We start from the raw sequence: 18,402 nt of genomic DNA, 5'->3' as shown, positions 1-18,402 counted from the left end.
CTTATATATTTTGAGCCAATTGAATTGCTTTTCGAAGTGCCGAAAGTTTAGTTTCAACTTCATTCAATTCGCTGTTAACATCTGATTTTGTTACGATTCCGCAACCTGCTTGGTACGTCAATTGATTGTTTCTACTCACGAACGAACGAATAAAAATCGCGTGATTAAATCCTCCATTTAGTCCGATTATGCCAACCGTTCCGCCATAAAATCCGCGTGATTGTGGTTCGTATTGATCAATTAATTGCATAGCTTTGTGTTTTGGCGCGCCAGATAAAGTTCCTGCAGGATAAGTGTTACCCAAAATTTGTATCGGATTGTATTCAGGTTGTAATTCGGCACTAACTTTAGAAACCATGTGAATCACGTGCGAGTAATATTCGATCTTTTTAAAACTTTCAACAACGACTTTTTTGCTCGATTTACTCAAATCATTTCGAGCCAAATCGACCAACATAATGTGTTCTGCATTTTCTTTTGCATCGGCCAAAAGTGCTTCGGCCAAAAGAACATCTTGTGCATCATCGCCTGTTCGCTTGAATGTTCCGGCAATTGGATTGATGATGGCTTTTTGGTCGTTTATGGTCAGTTGTGCTTCGGGTGAAGAACCAAATAATTTAAAATTTCCGTAATCAAAATAAAATAAATACGGTGACGGATTGATGGAACGCAACGCTCTGTAAACATTGAATTCGTCGCCTTTAAATTGTTGTTTGTATTTTCTAGAAAGTACAATTTGAAACACATCACCAACAAAACAATGCTCTTGTCCTTTTTTGATGACTTCTAAAAAAGCTTCGTTTGTAAAATTCGATTCTTCGTTATTTTGAGTTGAAAATTTGAATTGCGTTACCGAACGATTGTTGATGATTTCTTGAATTTTATCCAAATTAGAAACTTCATTTTCTTGCAAATGTTCCAACAAAAAGAGTTCGTTGTTGAAGTGATTGAAGACAATCGTATAACGAAACAAATGGTATTGAATCAACGGCAAATCGAAATCTTGGTTGGTAAAAGCAATGTCCTCAAATAGTGGAATTGCATCGTAACTAGTGTAGCCAAACAATCCTAACGTTTCAAATCCGAGGTTTAAATCGATTACCGAAAATGATTTTGCAAATTGATTCAGTTCAGCAGCAATTTCAATTTCTGAGGTTGATTTTATTGTAACGTTTTTATCTGGAAAAGTTATTGTAGTTTCATTTGCATCAGCAATAAAGGAGGCAATTGGATCAAAACAGAGGTAGGAAAAACTATTTTCTTTGCTTTTATAATCAGAACTTTCCAAAAGAAAACTATTAGAAAACTGATCACGAATTTTTAGATATAAACCTACTGGCGTATGGGTATCGCTCAGGGTTTTGATTACTTTGGTTTGAAAATTATATAACATGATAATTGAATTTTGAGAAAAAATTGGACATAAAAAAAACCCGCTTGGAAAAGCGGGTTTGAAGATATTGTAGAAAATTACAAATAGCAGTTACCAACCAATTCCAAAAACGGAGTTAGTCATGTGCCACCAATTTGTATTTTGTATTTTGTTCATCATAATGGGTACAAACGTATTGAATTATTTTGTTGCAACAGCATTATTTTTTAAATTTTAACATTTGTTCTATGAAATTATTTCTTCATTCTACGCATCAATTCTTGTTCGATATCATTTAATTTCAGATTTTTAGCTTGAAGCAAAATCAAATAATGAAACAACAAATCGGCTGCTTCACCAATAAACAAATCTTGATTGTCATCTTTGGCTTCAATTACTAATTCAACTGCTTCTTCACCAACTTTTTGAGCCATTTTGTTGATTCCTTTTTGAAAAAGCGACGCAACATACGATTCTGAACTTGGGTTTGAAATTCGATTTTCGATTACGTTTTCCAATTCGTTCAGAAAAGGAATTTGAGGTTCCGTTGCAAAACAAGATGTCGTTCCGTTGTGACATGTTGGTCCGTTTGGGATAACTTGAATCAGCAATGCATCTTGATCGCAATCTTCTTTTATGGAAACTACTTTTAGAAAATTTCTAGACGTTTCGCCTTTGGTCCATAAACGATTTTTGCTTCTACTGAAGAACGTCACAATGTTTTCTTTTTGTGTTTTTTGGAAGGCTTCTTCGTTCATGTAACCCAACATTAAAACCTGTTGCGTTTCGTTATTTTGGATAATTACTGGAATTAATCCGTTGTTTTTTGAGAAATCTACCTTCATCTGATGGAAATATTTTGAGTTTTTAAAACGTTTTTTAATTCGGAAATCGGCACTTCATTAAAGTGAAAAATACTGGCTGCTAATCCTGCGCTGACTTCAGTTTTGGTGAATAAATCTGTAAAATGCTGCGAATTTCCTGCGCCACCAGAAGCGATAACTGGAATAGAAACCACTTTACTAATTTCATTTGTAATTTCTAATGCAAATCCATCTTTGGAACCATCGTTATTCATTGAAGTTATTAGTAATTCTCCAGCGCCTAATTCCTCCACTTTTTTCGCCCAATCAATAGCTAAAATTCCTGTTGATTCTGTGCCGCCTTTTATGAAAACGTACCAATCATTATCTAATTTTTTGATGTCAATCGCAACCACTAAACTCTGACTTCCAAAAGCGTCTGAAATTTGAGTAATCAATTCGGGATTTAAAACTGCGGCCGAATTGATACTTACTTTATCCGCACCAGATTGAAGTAATAATCGCGCATCTTCAACCGATTGAATTCCGCCGCCAACCGTAAATGGAATGTTGATTTCTTTCGACAATTGCGTAACCATTTCGGCTAAAGTTTTTCGTTTTTCTAAAGTTGCAGAAATGTCTAAAAACACCAATTCATCTGCTCCATTTTTTGAATAAAACGAAGCTAATTCTACTGGATTTCCGGCATCTTTTAGTTCTAGAAATTGAACGCCTTTTACGACGCGACCGTTTTTAATATCCAAACACGGAATGATTCTTTTCTTTAACATAATTCGCGTAGATTTTCGATTTTTATTGTGCCTTCATACAAGGCTTTTCCGATGATGGCACCTTCACAACCTATAGTTTTTAAAAGTTCTAAATCGGAAATCGTTGTAACGCCACCACTAGCAATTAAATTTACTTTTGTTGTTTCTAAAATGTTTTGATACAATTCGTTAGACGTTCCTTGTAGCATTCCGTCTTTTGAAATATCGGTACAAATAACTGTCGAAATTCCTTTGGAAACGTAATCAGAAATGTAATCTACAACATCCAATTCAGATGTTTCCAGCCAACCATGCGTTGCAATTTTTCGGTTCAAACAATCGGCGCCTAAAATGATTTTTTCGCTTCCAAATTCGGTTAACCATTCTAGAAATTCGCTTGGATTTTTTGCCGCAATGCTTCCGCCTGTAATTTGATTGGCTCCATTTTCAAAAGCGATTTCGAGGTCTTTTCGTTGTTTCAATCCGCCACCAAAATCAATTTTCAACTTGGTTTTTGTTGCAATTTGATATAACACTTTATGATTGATAATTTGGTTGGATTTAGCGCCATCCAAATCGACTAAATGCAAGTATTGGAGGCCGTTGTCTTCGAAATATTTGGCAACTTCCATGGGATTTTCGTTGTATATTTTTTGCGTGGCGTAATCGCCTTTGGTCAATCGGACGCATTTTCCGTTGATGATGTCTATGGCTGGAATGATTCTCATGTTTTTTGTTTTTGCCACGGATTACACTGATTTTCACAGATTATTCCGAGTTTATAGCTTTAAAAAATTTAATAAAAGTTGTTCGCCTACGCTGGATGATTTTTCGGGATGAAATTGTGTTGCATAGAAATTATCCTTTTGCATCGAAGCACTAAACGGAACGATATAATCGCAAACCGCTGTGGTTTCTTGACTGATTTCGGCATAAAAACTGTGGACGAAATAGAAATTTTCATCAGCTGAAATTCCGCTATACAATTCAGAGTTTAACTGTGAAATAGTATTCCAACCCATGTGAGGTACTTTCAATTTAGGTTCGAATTTCTTTACGGTTGCATTAAAAATTCCTAGACATTCTGTGTTTCCTTCTTCCGAAAATTGACATAATAATTGTTGACCTAGGCAAATTCCTAAAACCGGTTGTGTGAGATTTTTTATGACTTCATCCAAACCTTTTTCTTTTAAATACTTCATTGCCGAACTTGCTTCGCCAACGCCAGGAAAAATTACTTTTTCAGCTTGTTTCAAAATAGCTTCATCATCGGTTACGATACAAGAATAACCCAATCGTTCGACTGCGTTTTTCACAGAAGTGATGTTGCCTGCGTTATATTTTACAATCGCTATCATAGAATTCCTTTTGTGCTTGGTATGCCGTTAGTGCCGTCTTTTTGTACTGCCATTTTAATTGCTTTTGCAAATGCTTTGAAAATCGATTCAATTTTGTGGTGTTCGTTTTCGCCTTCACTTTTGATGTTTAAATTGCATTTGGCGCCATCACAAAACGATTTAAAAAAGTGTGAAAACATTTCGGTTGGCATCTCTCCGATTTTTTCACGTTTAAATTCGGCATTCCAAACCAACCACGAACGACCGCCAAAATCTAATGCAACTTGCGATAAACAATCGTCCATTGGAAGCAGAAATCCGTAACGAGTAATTCCTTTTTTAGAATCCAAAGCTTGCGAAAAAACATCACCCAAAGCAATTCCAACATCTTCGATTGTGTGGTGTTCGTCAACATATAAATCGCCTTTTACATTGATGTTCAAATCGATGTTTCCGTGTTTGGCAATTTGGTCTAACATGTGATCAAAAAATCCTAAACCGGTGCTGATGTTACTTTTTCCGCTTCCATCTAAATTGATTTCGACTGCAATTTCGGTTTCTTTTGTTTTTCTAATTAATTGAGCTACACGTGGTTGTTCCTTCAAAAATTGATAAATGGTTTCCCAAGAAGTCGTTGATAAAGTAGCTCGTTCATTTGCTGAAGCTGAAATAAAAATCGCTTGACTTCCTAAATTATCTGCTAGTTGAATATCGGTAATTCTATCTCCAATTACGAACGAGTTTTTCAAATCATAATTGCCTTTGATGTAGTGTTGTAATAAAGCTGTTCCGGGTTTTCTGGTTGGTAAATTTTGCTCTGGAAACGAAACGTCAATAACAACATCAGAAAATCGAATGCCTTCGTTTTCAAAAGCTTTCATCATTTTGTTTTGTGCTGGCCAAAACGTGGTTTCCGGAAACGAATCGGTTCCCATTCCGTCTTGATTAGTTACCATAACCAACTCATAATCGAGTTCTTTGGCAATGCGTGATAAATACTGAAAAACTTGCGGATAAAACTCCAATTTTTCCAAACTATCGACTTGAAAATCTATTGGCGGTTCAATGATTAACGTGCCATCTCTATCTATAAATAATACTTTTTTCATGACATAACTAAATTTAAAGCATACAATAATTGTTGGTTTTCTCTTGGTGTTCCAATGGTAATTCGAATGGTGTTTTCAACGACCGAACTTCGGTTGCGTGTAATGATTTGTTGTTCAATTAAACTGTTGTAAATGGCCGTTGCATTTTCCATTTCGACCAATAAAAAATTGGCTTCTGATGGATAAATTTTAGTAACAAAATCCAATGCCAAAAGTGATTGTTTCAGTAGTTCTCGTTCTGATTTTATCAATTGTACATTCGATTTAAAATCGTCTTCATTTGCAAGCGATTGTACTGCCGATTCTTGATTCAATTGACTCACATTATAAGGCGGTTTCACCTTATTCATTACCGAAATTATTTTTTCATTTGCATAAGCAATTCCAACTCGAACTGCTGCCAAACCTCGTGCTTTACTGAAGGTTTGTGAAACAATTAAATTGGGATACTTCTTGATTTTAGAAACCAAAGAAGGTTGTTCGCTAAAGTCAATATAGGCTTCATCTAGAAACACAATTCCGTTGAAATTTTCAATAATGTATTCCAGGTTTTCTAAAGAATTTCCTGTCGGATTGTTTGGCGAACACAAATACAATATTTTGGCGTTTTGTGCTAAAATCGCTTCAGTATTTAATTGAAAATCTTCGGTTAATGGAATCGAGATTATCTCTAAATTATTGATGTTCGCATACACTTCATACATACCATACGTTGGCGGACAAATGATGATTTTGTCTTCGTTGGGATCGCAAAAAACGCGTTGCACCAAATCAATGATTTCATCACTTCCATTACCAATTAGGATGTTTTCAATTCCGACTTTTTTCTGACTACTTAAAATTTGCTTCAAGCGCCATTGGTATGGATCAGGATAGCGATTTAAATTTCCAAACGGATTTTCGTTGGCGTCCAAAAAGATACCTTGATTGCTTTTGTACTCGTCGCGCGCACTCGAATAAGGAGTCAGCGAGAGAATATTTTTTCGAATTAAATTAGTGATATTATCCATTTTGTAATTTTTTTAATCGGATGGAAACAGCGTTTTTGTGTGCGTCTAATTGTTCAGCAGCAGCCATAATTTCTATGGTTGGTCCGAGGTTTTGAATGCCTTGTGATGTCAGTTTTTGAATTGTAATTTTCTTTACAAAACTGTCTAACGAAACACCACTGTAATTTTTAGCATAACCATTCGTTGGCAAAGTGTGATTCGTTCCGCTAGCATAATCTCCGGCACTTTCACAACTATAATTTCCGATGAAAATTGAACCTGCATTTTCGATGAATTCAATTTTATCTTCAGCATTTTCAATAGCTAAAATCAAATGTTCTGGCGCATAAAAATTACTGAATTCAATTGCTCTTTGAATGTCTTCAAAAACCAAAGCACGACTGTTTTCTAATGCTTTTTCAACTGTTACTTGTCTAGGTAAAACTGCTTTCTGTTTTTCGATTGCCACACTAACTTTCGCTACAATTTCTTCTGAATTGGTAACCAAAATAACTTGACTATCACCACCATGTTCGGCTTGTGAAAGTAAATCGGATGCCACGAATTCGGGATCACAACTTGCGTCTGCAATTACTAATAACTCACTTGGTCCAGCTGGCATGTCGATGGCCAAACCTAATTGTTGCGCATATTGTTTGGCGGCAGTTACGTATTGATTTCCTGGTCCGAAAATTTTAGAAACTTTCGGAATTTCATCGGTTCCAAAAGTCAGTGCAGCGATGGCTTGAATACCTCCAACTTTATACATTTGGGTTACACCTGTTAATTGCGCAGCATATAAAATCGCTGGATTGATGTTGCCGTTTTTATCTGGTGGCGAACACAAAATAATGTTTTTGCAACCTGCAATTTTAGCCGGAATTGCCAACATCAAAACTGTTGAAAAGAGTGGTGCTGTTCCGCCAGGAATGTAAATTCCGATGGTATCGATGGCACGGCTTTCTCTCCAGCAAAAAACTCCTGAAGTGGTTTCAATTTTTGTCGGAATTTCTTTTTGTGAACTGTGAAATTTCGAAATATTATCAGCTGCAATTTGAATGGCGTTTTTTAATTCGGATGGAATTTGGGCAACCGCATTTTCAATTTCTGATGCCGTTACTTCAAAATTTTCTATCGAAACACCATCAAAATAACTGGTGTATTTTTTTACAGCTTTGCTTCCGTTTTTTTGGATGTCATTAAAAACAGCTTTCACGGTTTCGTTTAAATCGGCAGTGGCAACGGTTTTGCGTTTTGCCAATTCTGACCACTGTTCTGGATTTGGATTTATGTAAGTTTTCATAGTTTCTTATATTTTATCGAATCATTTTTTCTATCGGAATAATCAAAATTCCTTCGGCGCCTAGATTTTTGAGTTGTTCTATAATTTCCCAATAATCATCTTCTTGGATAACCGAGTGCAAACTGCTCCAATCTTTGTTGACTAGCGGTAAAATGGTTGGAGATTTCATTCCGGGTAGCAACGAACAAATGCGTTCGATAGCAGCATTTGGTGCATTTAGTAAAATGTATTTGTTCTGTTTTCCTTCACGAACGGATTGCATTCTGAACAATAATTTATCTAAAATGGCTTGATTTTCTGGTGTCAAATTTGGATTTGAAATTAAAACGGCTTCACTTTTGGTAACTGTTGCTACCTCTTTCAATCCGTTCATCAACAAAGTACTTCCGGTGCTAACAATATCAAAAACGGCATCGGCTAGACCAATACTGGTGGCAATTTCAACGCTTCCGCTGATTTCTTCGATGAAAACATTAATGCTGTTTCTGGCAAAAAAATCAATTAGGATTTTAGGATAACTTGTTGCAATACGCTTGCCTTCGAAATAATTTAAGTCAGTATAAACTTCGTCTTTTGGAATTGCCAATGACATTCTGCAACCAGCAAATCCTAATTGCTGGATGATACTAATTTCTTTGTCTTTTTCCCAAACTTCATTTTCGCCGAGAATTCCGATATCAGCAACGCCTTGTTCAACGTATTGCGGAATATCATCATCACGCAAAAACAGAATTTCGATAGGAAAATTTTGGGCAACCGCTTTTAGTTTACGTTCGCCATTAGAAATTTTGATGCCACATTCTTCAAGAAGTTGGAGTGATTTTTCGCTTAATCGGCCACTTTTTTGGACCGCAATTTTTAAAGTACTCATTTTTTAATTTGAAATAAAATCTGAGTATATCACGAAGTGTATAAATACAAAAAACCCGTCTTGATATACTCAGACGGGTTTTTAATTATGTTATTTGATTAGATACAATACATCATTAACTCGCCTGGTTGCAAGAATGATGATGATGTAATTGTGAGATAATCGTGTTCATTGTTTTATTTTGATGGGACAAAACTAGACATAACTTTTGAAACAATGTGCTTCTTTTACAAAGTTTAACATTTGTTCAAACGAATTCACATTGAGTTCCTGTAACAAATAAAAAGAAAAAGCAACCAATAGTGATTACAATTCAAAATTCAGTAAATTAGCTTATTAACAAATCAAACTAGAATATGAAAAACATTAAATTAACGCTTCTTGCAGCCACTGTTTTATTGGCATCGTGCGATAAAAAGCCTGAATTACTTTCGGGAATTACCAAAAAAAATATGGACACTCTTGTTAATCCAGGAGATAATTTTGAGCAATATGTAAACGGAACTTGGAAAAAAACTAATAAAATTCCTGCAGATAAAGCATCTTATGGAGCATTTGATATCCTTTATGATCAATCTCAAAAAGATGTAAAAGCGATTATCGAAGAAGCTTCAAAAGGAACTTTCGCTGACGGTAGCGACGAGCAAAAAATTGGTGATTTCTATAATTCTTTTTTAAACAGAAAAGATCGTGATGCTAAGGGAATTTCTCCAATTCAAAATGAATTAAAGGAAATTGATGCTATTGCAAATTATTCTGATTTAGCTGCTTATTTTGGAAAAGCTAATAAAAATGGAGTTTCTATTCCGTTTTCGGTTGCTGTTACTGAAGATTTTAAAGATCCTAAGAAATATACACTAATGACTTGGCAAGGCGGATTAGGTTTGCCAGAGCGTGAATACTATCTTCAGAGTGATGCTAAAATGACAGACATTCGTAAGAAATATGTGGCTCACGTTGAAAAAATGTTACAATTAGGTGGTATTGCAAATCCATCTGAAAGCGCTGCAAAAATCATGGCATTGGAAACTTCTTTGGCGACCAATCACATGAAAAAAGAAGACACTAGAAATACTGCAGCTTTATATAACAAATATGCAACAGCCGATTTAAAAACGTTAATGCCCGATTTTGATTGGACTGCAATGTTGAAAAATGCTGGAATTGACAAAGAAAAAAATATTGTAGTTTCTCAAGTAGATTATACTAAAAGTTTGAACAACATTATCAAAACAACTCCAATTGATACTTGGAAAACCTATTTAAAATGGGGTTTAATTAATGATAGAGCTAACAGTTTAACATCGGCTTTAGACAAACAAAATTTTGAATTTTATAGTAAAACATTATACGGAACTGAAGCGCAAGAGGAAGATTGGAAAAGAGCGGTTAATGCCGTAAATGGTGGTTTAGGAGAAATTGTTGGAAAAGTATATGTAAAAAAACACTTCACTCCAGAAGCGAAAGAGCGCATGACTGGAATGGTTAAAAACCTTTTAAAAGCGTATGCCGAAAGTATCAAAAATTTAGATTGGATGAGTGCCAATACTAAAAAAGAAGCTTTGGCAAAAGTGGATAAATTCATGATCAAAATTGGTTACCCAGATACTTGGAGAGATTATTCTTCATTGAAAGTAGCTAAGAATGATTTGTATGGCAACAAGCAACGTGCAAGAGAATTTGAATACAATAGAATGATTGCTAAATTGGGCAAACCAGTTGATAGAACTGAATGGGGAATGACACCACAAACGGTAAATGCATACTACAATCCAACGTTGAACGAAATTGTTTTTCCAGCTGCTATTTTACAACCACCATTCTTTAATTTAGAAGCAGATGATGCTGTAAATTATGGCGGAATTGGAGCCGTTATTGGTCACGAAATTGGTCATGGATTCGACGATCAAGGAAGTACATTTGATGGCGATGGCGTTATGAAAAACTGGTGGACTCCAGCCGATTTAACTGCTTTTCAATCGAGAACAAAAGCATTGGTAGATCAATATAGTTCATTTAAAGCATTTCCAGATTTAAATGTAAATGGTTCATTTACACTTGGTGAAAACATTGGAGATTTAGGTGGATTGAGCATTGCAATTAAAGCTTATAAAATGTCACTTAATGGAAAAGAAGCTCCAGTTATGGATGGTTTCACCGGAATTCAAAGAGTGTTTTTGGGTTGGGGACAAGTTTGGTTAGACAAATCTCGTGAAGAAGCTTTGAGAAATCAAATTGCTGGAGATCCGCATTCTCCTGCTAAGTTTAGAATTAATGGTGTGGTTAGAAACATTCCAGAATTCTACGAAGCATTCAAAATCAAACCAACCGATTCACTTTATTTAGCTCCAGAAAAACGCGTTAAAATTTGGTAATCAAAATAAATGAATATGCCCCGAAAAGTTAGACACTATTTGGGGCATTTTTTGTATATGAAAATCTTATTTTAAATAAAACTTGTCTGGGTCTTAAATTAAAATTAGTTGCTACATAGCAAAAATCGTTAACATTAATTGTTCTATAATTTGTTACATTGAAAAGGTTTGTGAAATTTATTTCTAATTTTACTATAAGTATACATTATATTCCTCTACAATTTATAACTTACGCTAAACATAAAAACTCTAGGAAGTATAAATGTTTGTCTATTGCTAATTATAAAATCAGAGAAAGAGTAATCGTTTTTAGATTTTGTATTGAATAAATTATTGGCAAATAATTCAAACCCAAACGGACTGTTTTTCTTTTGATATCGAATAGAAGTATTGGCTACATCAAAATAATTGGATTGATTGTTGTTGTCGGTATTCTTCAAATTTTCATATTCAAATTTGTAGGTAAAAAACTTTAAAAAAGTAATTTCTAAATCTGAATTGAACGCATCTGATTGGTATTTCGAATTGGTAATTCCGTTAAACTGACTAAAACCTTTGTTGTAGCCTATGCTAAAATCGGGCCATTTTCTGTAGGCGGTTTTAAAAGTTAAACCAACATTTTGATTGTTTCTATCGTTTGTTGTAGTCACATTATTTACCGTTTGAACATAATTGAACCATCCTAAATTAGAATCCAATTTCAAATTAAAACGATAGATTTTTTTACTTATCGAACCCATAAACCGCCAATTGGTTTCTGGATTATCGGTTAAAACTGGTGTGTTGTATTGATTGATTCCAGTAATTTGAATTTCGTTTCGAGTAGTTTTTACCTTTTTGTTGTAGCTCAACATTGCGTTAATCATTACACCGCGATACATGTTCATTTTAGAATAACGCAAGTTTGCCGAATGAAAACGTTCATTTTGCAACAACGCATTTCCTTTAAAAACCGAATTGTAATTTTGCAATGTAAATCGATTAGCAAGCTGACTTACCTCAGGAAAAGTATTGGCCAAGCGATAAGCAAAGTTTAAATTTTCCGATTTATTGAACTCGTAATCGCTATTAAATTGCGGTTGAAAAAGTGTTTTAGAAATGGTGTAATCGGTTCCTGATTGGTTGGTTTTTAAATGATAATTGTGCAAATACAATCCGGGTTTGTTGGTCCATTTTCCTATTTTGAATTTGTATTCTAATCCGATGTAAGCGTCGTTTAAATTGTATTTTACGTTATTTCCAAAATTAGCATCCGAAAAATCATTGATAGAACCATCGGTTAAAATTTGCTTTTCGGAAGTATCAAATCTTGAACTTCCATAATTGTTTCCAATGTTGGTGTACAAATGGTTGAAGTTATTTATAATCCAATAATGTTTGAACAACGCATCAATACTGTTATTTTGCACTTTTTTAATTTGCTCAATAGTGTAATTGGTGTCGGTTTCTAACGGAATTAATCCTGCTAAAAATGGCGCATCTGTAAACCAATGATTTTGTGGTGTGTTTTTTTCAAAAGCATGATTTACAACAAATGTAGTGGTGTGTTTGTCATTATGGCTTTTGTGCCATTCGATGTATTGTTTCACCGAACTATTATCGGCATTGCTAATGGTTTCAAACGTATTTGAATTCAAATTAGTAGCCGAATTTATAGTATTGAAAATATCATTAGTACTCGACTGGTATTGCGCGTTGTAATACCATTTTTCGTTTTTATTGGGCGAATAATCGAGTTTTACATTTCCAATTCCGAGTAAGGTTTTATTGTTGTCGTTTTGAGATTTATTTTCGAATGCTATTTCGGCATTTTGCAAGTATTCATTTCTAGTTTCTATTTGCGATGCCATAAATACTTTAGAAAATATTCCGAAACCAGAAATAACCAATTTTGACGAAGCATCAAAACTAAAATTTAAGGCGCCAAATTGTGATTTATTCTCCACGACATCGGTATTATCATTCGTGTAAGAATACAAATTGGTAAACGATTTTCTACCCGATAAAAAACTACTCACGCCACCTTGAAAACGCATTAAATCTTCAAAGGTAAATGTGCTTTTACCAATGTTGTTGATGTCGCCAATAAAGCTCACGTTGGTTTTTGGAGCATAATAAAACAACCCAGCATGTGCTAAATTGTAGCCGTTATCGTTGGCAACTTCTACGCCAGCTTCTACATCTCCAAAAACAAATTTCTTTTTATTTTCTTTAAGTTTGACATTCATTGCCAAGTCTTCACTGTCGGAAACTTGTTTCATGAAACCCACTTCGTTAAAGTGATCTATTACCTCAATTTTGTCTAAAGCATCGGCAGGAATATTTTCTACAGCCAGTTTAGAACCGCCACCAAAAAACGATTTTCCCTCAACCAACATTTTAGTAACCTTTTTACCTTGAACAGTTACACCACCATTTTTATCTACTTCTACACCAGGCAATTTTTCAAGAATTTCTTTCATCTTGCGCTCGTTACCATTGGCAAAAGCTTTTATGTCATAGGTTAGCGTATCTTTTTTAATGACTATGGGTTTGTACTCGTGCTTAATGACAATTTCTTTAAGCACTTCGCCAGTTGGTTTTAGTTTGAAATCGTAAGTTTTTAAAGAAGAATTGGGTTCTAGAATAAGTACTTCTTCGGTATAACCAATGTAAGAAACGGTAATTTCATATTTTACAGAAGTTTCCAATTCAAGCCTGTAACGACCTTTATTATCTGCAATTGCAAATTTTAAAGATGCTTTTTCTTGTAATGGTTTGGCAATGATATTGGCAGACTCAAGTGGCTTGTTTAAGTCGTCAGAGATTACACCTGTTAAGGTTTGAGCTTGAGAAGTTACAAGGCATAAAATGGAAATAAAGAAAATAATAGTTTTTGGCATTTATAAATTATTTTTGAAACATTGACAAGTTCTTCTTAGTTTCTTTTGCATTTTCATCTTCTGTAATAACTTTACCTTTTGGAAAGTTTATAGTAATTTCTTTGTCAGAGAATTTAATTTCCTTTACTACATAAACGGTCATACCAGTATTTAATTCTAAAACTAAACCTGGTAAACCATTAAAGTCTTCTGGTGCACTATTTACTGGTATTTTCGGGCAAAACCAAGCTATAACTTTTCTTGTAACCTCACCTTTTCTACTCATAAATTTATGATCACAAGTAGCCTTGTAACACAAATTACCATTAATATCCTTGCTTTCGGGTGTTAAATTCCATTCATAAGTACTATTTAGTTTTACAAGTTTACCTTTATTATTTCTAATAAAATATCTTTGAGTAAAATCATAGTAAAATTCTTTATTTCCAAACACATTTTTAGCAAAATCCATACCTGCATTGGTTTCGGTTTCTAATTTATCAATAAGATTGAACTTAGAATATTTAGTATTATAGACCAAATTAAACTCCAGTTTTTCTCTTGATTTTGTCATGTTTGATACAAGTTTATAAGCTTCTTGATCGAATTTGGTCGAGTCTACTTTGTTTACAACGGCTGGGTAACTTTTATAAGTAACTGTTCCTGATTTATTTTGTGAGAAGGAAACTAATGTGTTTAATAATAAAAGTACAAGAATTTTTTTCATGATAGTATAAAATTTTAAAAGATGCAGCATATTTACTGCATCTTTTAGTTAATAATTTAGAGAAAATTTTAAGTTGTCATACATTGATTGTATGCCCAGTTCAAATAATCAGTAGCTTCTACATCATCCATTTCACCATAAAAACTTTCAGCCACGTCAAATGCAAATAACGCCATAGCAAAGCAATCTTTTTTAACTACTGCTTCTTTTTTCTCTTTGTCGTTCACAACAACTTCCTCATCAGCAATTGTATTTGCCTTTAGATGTAAGAAAAAATGCTAAATCGTTAATTCAAAATTATTTTTCTTTAAAAAACTCATCCATTTTAGCTTTTGTAATCGTAAAATATTCTTTAGTTGTTAGTTCATCAAGTTTTGGCTTAATTATCATTTGACTATTTTGGTCCGTATTGAACTTATATAATCCGTACACCGCATTTTTTGTTTGAGCTTCTATTATTAAACCAGGTAATCCACACAAACCTAAAGGACCAAAAGAATATGGAAGCTCTGGACAATACCAAGCTGTAATATTTTCATAAAAAACACCTCTTGGATTAATTATTTCTTTTTTATATATTGCTTTATAGCATTTATAATTATCAATGTCTTTTGTTTCATTAATCAATTCCCAGTTTTTAGGAACTTCACTCTTAACAAGACAAGATTTGTATACATAATTTTCAGGTTGCTGTTCATAAACATAATCTTTATCTGTCCATACATTACCTAAAAAACCTAAAATAAGTAAAGATGCCTCCAATTCTTTTGTTTCGAAAATTTTGTTATTTAAAACTGAAAATGAAGATTTGTTGTCATTAATATTTAAGACAAATTCAATTTTTTCAGTATTATTTTCAATATTTGGATATGCATCAAGCATCATTTTCCTCAATTTACTCTCTTTTTTTTCAATTACCTTACACTTATATGTTACAGATAAATTATTTTTTTGAGAATGACTTAAAACAAAATGTAATAATATAAAAATCGTTATTTTTAGCTTCATAACTTAAAAATTAAAAATCACGCTCTAAAATTTTTAGAGCGTGAAATAGTTTTACCAAATCCAATTACTCATAACACAATTAAAGTAAACCGTGTTAGAATAAGTTAGTGCTTCACTATGAGTCATACATTCTTGATTAACACCATAATCGTATGCATAAGCAGAAAGTAGTTGACAACTGCTCAATTCTTTAACAACAATTTCTTCATCAGCAATTGTATTTGCCATTGATGCACTACTAAAAGCTATCATTGCGATAGCTGTAAAAAATACTTTTTTCATTTTTAAAAGTTTTAAATATATAAATATATTTTATAAACTTTTGGCCAATTGTTTACATTACAATTGTAAGATTTTTATTTTGTTTGCCGTTTTAAAATGCTGTAGAATGATTTCTACAAAGTTGTAGAATTTTAAAGATGCTTTTTCTTGTAACGGTTTGGCAATAATATTAGCAGACTCAAGTGGTTTACTCAAGTCATCAAAGATAACGCCTGTTAGGGTTTGGGCATTAACAGAAAATATTGAAAATAAAAAAAGTACATAAAACTTTAAATTCATTATGGGTATATTAAAAAAATAGTATTTAGATTCAATAGGTATTGATTTTAATCCTGCTGATTTAAATATTTATCACGTATATTTTTTAACATTTTTTCATTTTCTTCAACAGTAATTGTTTTAAAAGTTTTTAAATCATAATCTAATTTTATGTTGTCATCAAAAGTTATTTTTTTTGCTTGAAATATTAAATCTCCTTTTTGTAACTCTAAAATTAAACCCGGAAGTTGACCAAAATCTCTCGGGCCTGTTGAGTATGGTAATTGTGGACAATACCATGCATTTATTTCAAGATGTAATAATTTTGTTTTTGCTAAATAGCATTTATAACCCTGAATTAATCTTTCTTCTTTTGAAAATTCCCATTTATATTTTTCAAATTTATCTAATAAATTAATTTTTTTTCCATCAAGTAAAAAATTGTTAATGAGAATTTTAGAATCATTGTCTCTGTAAAATATATCATCATAACCCGCAACTATTTTTCCCATTTTTTCTCCTAAAGATTCATTATCTTTTTCCATTTGAGGAATTACATTAAAAACAGATTTATTTTTATCCACTATAAGTTTAAATTCTAAACTCTTTATTTTTGTTTCAGTTCCTTTCGTTCCAGAGACTAGATTTTGTGATATTGCATTATTTCTTTTTTTAAAAACTTCTCCAATGAAATCTACAGAATATATCACACTAATTTTATTTTGTGAGTATACATTGTTTACAAGTAGAAAAATAAGCAAAAGATATTTAAGTTTTTTCATTAGTTTGAATTTATAAATGCACTTGATAAAAAAGATTATCAAGTGCAACATTTATTAACCTCCTGCAAGAATACAAGTTAATTGAGCTGTAAGTCCGGCTTGGGTAGCAGCGTTTGTATTTCCTGTTGCAATAAAAACATCATGTGCAGCGATTGTCCCAATCATCTCACATAAAGTAAGTCCACGTTTCAATGGTAAAGATTTTTTATTTCTTTTACTCTCTTTTTTAATTTCAATTTCACTAACCTTTTTTTCAACTGCAATTGTATTTGCCATTGAAACACTAGTAAAAGCTATCATTGCGATAGCTGTAAAAAATACTTTTTTCATTTTTTTAATGTGTTAAATTTATAAATATATTTTATAAACTTTTGGCCAATTGTTTACATTACAATTGTAAGATTTTTATTTTGTTTGCCGTTTTAAAATGCTGTAGAATGATTTCTACAAAGTTGTAGAATTTTAAAGTTGCTTTTTCTTGTAAAGGTTTGGCAATAATATTAGCCGACTCAAGTGGTTTACTTATGTCGTCAGAGATAACGCCTGTTAGGGTTAGAGTTTGGGAGAATATACATATGAGTAAAAATAGAAATGCTAAAATAAATTTCATTAAATACAATTGATTATCTATTGTTTAACATTTCTTATAATTTTGCTTTTGCAATTGCAGCATTTTCTTCTTTTGTGATAATTTACTGTATTTGAAAATTAATTTCCGTATTTAATACCAAATGATTCTCGTTGTTTTTTTAGATAAATATCTCGTTCCTCTTTTGTAATGGTTTGAAATTTTGTGATATCAAAATCTATCTTATTTTTTGAATCTAATGTGATTTTTTCTACTTGAAAAATTACATTTCCTTTTTGAAGTTCTAAAACTAAACCAGGTAAATTACTAAATTCCATCGGTCCAAAGGAATAGGGTAATTTTGGGCAATACCATGCAAATACATCTAAATGTGCAAATTTAGTTTTAGCTAAATAACATTTATATCCATTTATTTCTTTAGTTTCATTTAAAAACTCCCATTTATAAGTATCAAAACCAAGATCAACTTTATCATTCTTATCTGCAAAGACTTCATCAATTATTATTTTCTTTAATTTTAAATCAGTATAATATTTATTTTCAAATCCTGTAACAATTTTTGCCATTTTCTCGCCAGTAGTTTCACCTTCTCTTTCCATTTCAGGAATTGATTTGAATAATGATTTATTTTCATTAATCAATAATTGAAACTTAAGTGTACTTATTTTGTTTTCTATACCATTATTGAAAGTTTTTAAGTTTGGATTGTCTTTATTTTCCTTACTTAAGAAATCTCCGTTAAAAGAGGATTTATAAACAACTTCAATAGTGCTTTGAGAAAATAATGTTTGAAAAAATAGTAAAAAAAATAAAAATCTCATATATTTAATTAAGTTTTAAAATCCTAGACTTAAAAAGCATAGGATTTATTTGTTTTAAATTTTATAATCCACCCAAAACACATGCAGTTAATGCTAATTGATAAGATGTATTTGCAATTTTTTGACTACTAGTTTATTTATTAGC

Annotated in this window: 19 protein-coding genes; 1 reads left to right on the top strand and 18 read right to left on the bottom strand. The window is 32.5% G+C overall.

What is annotated here, in order from left to right; translation table 11 throughout:
- Position 1: 1 nt before the first annotated feature.
- The 9 genes from LG45_RS04435 to hisG all read right to left on the bottom strand — a co-directional run bounded on the left by LG45_RS04435 (position 2) and on the right by hisG (position 8,554).
- Positions 2-1,393, bottom strand: coding sequence for an anthranilate synthase component I family protein (locus LG45_RS04435; RefSeq protein WP_035124819.1), 1,392 nt, complete (start codon positions 1,391-1,393; stop codon positions 2-4).
- 233 nt (positions 1,394-1,626) lie between these two features.
- Positions 1,627-2,217: a bifunctional phosphoribosyl-AMP cyclohydrolase/phosphoribosyl-ATP diphosphatase HisIE gene (hisIE, locus tag LG45_RS04430; RefSeq protein ID WP_035124817.1), complete on the bottom strand. Its 591-nt coding sequence runs from the start codon at positions 2,215-2,217 to the stop codon at positions 1,627-1,629.
- Entirely contained in the window at positions 2,214-2,966 is a 753-nt protein-coding gene (hisF, locus tag LG45_RS04425) for an imidazole glycerol phosphate synthase subunit HisF (RefSeq protein ID WP_035124816.1), read from the bottom strand. The genes hisIE and hisF overlap by 4 nt, the downstream gene beginning before the upstream one ends.
- Entirely contained in the window at positions 2,960-3,673 is a 714-nt protein-coding gene (hisA, locus tag LG45_RS04420; protein ID WP_035125379.1) for a 1-(5-phosphoribosyl)-5-[(5-phosphoribosylamino)methylideneamino]imidazole-4-carboxamide isomerase, read from the bottom strand. The genes hisF and hisA overlap by 7 nt, the downstream gene beginning before the upstream one ends.
- Before the next feature lie 51 nt (positions 3,674-3,724).
- A complete protein-coding gene (gene hisH / locus LG45_RS04415) occupies positions 3,725-4,303 on the bottom strand; it encodes an imidazole glycerol phosphate synthase subunit HisH (protein WP_035124815.1) in 579 nt (192 codons plus the stop codon).
- A complete protein-coding gene (hisB, locus tag LG45_RS04410; protein WP_035124814.1) occupies positions 4,300-5,391 on the bottom strand; it encodes a bifunctional histidinol-phosphatase/imidazoleglycerol-phosphate dehydratase HisB in 1,092 nt (363 codons plus the stop codon). The genes hisH and hisB overlap by 4 nt, the downstream gene beginning before the upstream one ends.
- Complete coding sequence (hisC, locus tag LG45_RS04405) at positions 5,388-6,401, bottom strand: histidinol-phosphate transaminase (RefSeq protein ID WP_035124813.1); 1,014 nt, start codon at positions 6,399-6,401, stop codon at positions 5,388-5,390. The genes hisB and hisC overlap by 4 nt, the downstream gene beginning before the upstream one ends.
- Entirely contained in the window at positions 6,394-7,683 is a 1,290-nt protein-coding gene (hisD, locus tag LG45_RS04400) for a histidinol dehydrogenase (protein WP_035124812.1), read from the bottom strand. The genes hisC and hisD overlap by 8 nt, the downstream gene beginning before the upstream one ends.
- A gap of 13 nt (positions 7,684-7,696) precedes the next feature.
- Complete coding sequence (gene hisG / locus LG45_RS04395) at positions 7,697-8,554, bottom strand: ATP phosphoribosyltransferase (protein ID WP_035124810.1); 858 nt, start codon at positions 8,552-8,554, stop codon at positions 7,697-7,699.
- 356 nt (positions 8,555-8,910) lie between these two features.
- Between hisG and LG45_RS04390 the strand changes: the two genes are divergently transcribed.
- Positions 8,911-10,929: a M13 family metallopeptidase gene (locus LG45_RS04390; RefSeq protein WP_035124808.1), complete on the top strand. Its 2,019-nt coding sequence runs from the start codon at positions 8,911-8,913 to the stop codon at positions 10,927-10,929.
- 215 nt (positions 10,930-11,144) lie between these two features.
- On the opposite strand, the gene LG45_RS04385 is transcribed toward LG45_RS04390, so the two are convergent.
- The 9 genes from LG45_RS04385 to LG45_RS04345 form a co-directional block, all read right to left on the bottom strand.
- Positions 11,145-13,811, bottom strand: a complete 2,667-nt coding sequence (locus LG45_RS04385; RefSeq protein WP_035124805.1) for a TonB-dependent receptor — start codon at positions 13,809-13,811, stop codon at positions 11,145-11,147.
- Positions 13,812-13,818: 7 nt separating this feature from the next.
- A complete protein-coding gene (locus LG45_RS04380) occupies positions 13,819-14,517 on the bottom strand; it encodes a GLPGLI family protein (protein ID WP_035124802.1) in 699 nt (232 codons plus the stop codon).
- 68 nt (positions 14,518-14,585) lie between these two features.
- Positions 14,586-14,744 carry a hypothetical protein gene (locus LG45_RS16460; RefSeq protein WP_165570794.1) on the bottom strand — a complete coding sequence of 53 codons (159 nt, stop codon included), beginning with the start codon at positions 14,742-14,744 and terminating at the stop codon, positions 14,586-14,588.
- Between the two features lie 70 nt (positions 14,745-14,814).
- Complete coding sequence (locus LG45_RS16025; protein WP_081932036.1) at positions 14,815-15,525, bottom strand: GLPGLI family protein; 711 nt, start codon at positions 15,523-15,525, stop codon at positions 14,815-14,817.
- A gap of 51 nt (positions 15,526-15,576) precedes the next feature.
- Positions 15,577-15,807 (bottom strand): hypothetical protein, encoded by a 231-nt coding sequence (locus LG45_RS04370; protein WP_035124799.1) that lies wholly within the window; start codon positions 15,805-15,807, stop codon positions 15,577-15,579.
- Between the two features lie 57 nt (positions 15,808-15,864).
- A complete protein-coding gene (locus tag LG45_RS04365) occupies positions 15,865-16,086 on the bottom strand; it encodes a hypothetical protein (RefSeq protein ID WP_035124797.1) in 222 nt (73 codons plus the stop codon).
- Between the two features lie 47 nt (positions 16,087-16,133).
- Positions 16,134-16,847 carry a GLPGLI family protein gene (locus tag LG45_RS04360; protein WP_035124795.1) on the bottom strand — a complete coding sequence of 238 codons (714 nt, stop codon included), beginning with the start codon at positions 16,845-16,847 and terminating at the stop codon, positions 16,134-16,136.
- A 54-nt stretch (positions 16,848-16,901) separates the two neighbouring features.
- Positions 16,902-17,177 carry a hypothetical protein gene (locus tag LG45_RS04355; protein ID WP_035124791.1) on the bottom strand — a complete coding sequence of 92 codons (276 nt, stop codon included), beginning with the start codon at positions 17,175-17,177 and terminating at the stop codon, positions 16,902-16,904.
- 378 nt (positions 17,178-17,555) lie between these two features.
- Positions 17,556-18,257 (bottom strand): GLPGLI family protein, encoded by a 702-nt coding sequence (locus LG45_RS04345; protein ID WP_035124786.1) that lies wholly within the window; start codon positions 18,255-18,257, stop codon positions 17,556-17,558.
- Between the last annotated feature and the right edge of the window lie 145 nt (positions 18,258-18,402).

This window comes from Flavobacterium aquatile LMG 4008 = ATCC 11947 (assembly GCF_000757385.1).
Taxonomy (GTDB): Bacteria; Bacteroidota; Bacteroidia; order Flavobacteriales; family Flavobacteriaceae; genus Flavobacterium; species Flavobacterium aquatile.
The sequence above is the reverse complement of the archived record's forward strand: the minus strand, read 5'-3'. Positions and strand labels throughout refer to the sequence as shown.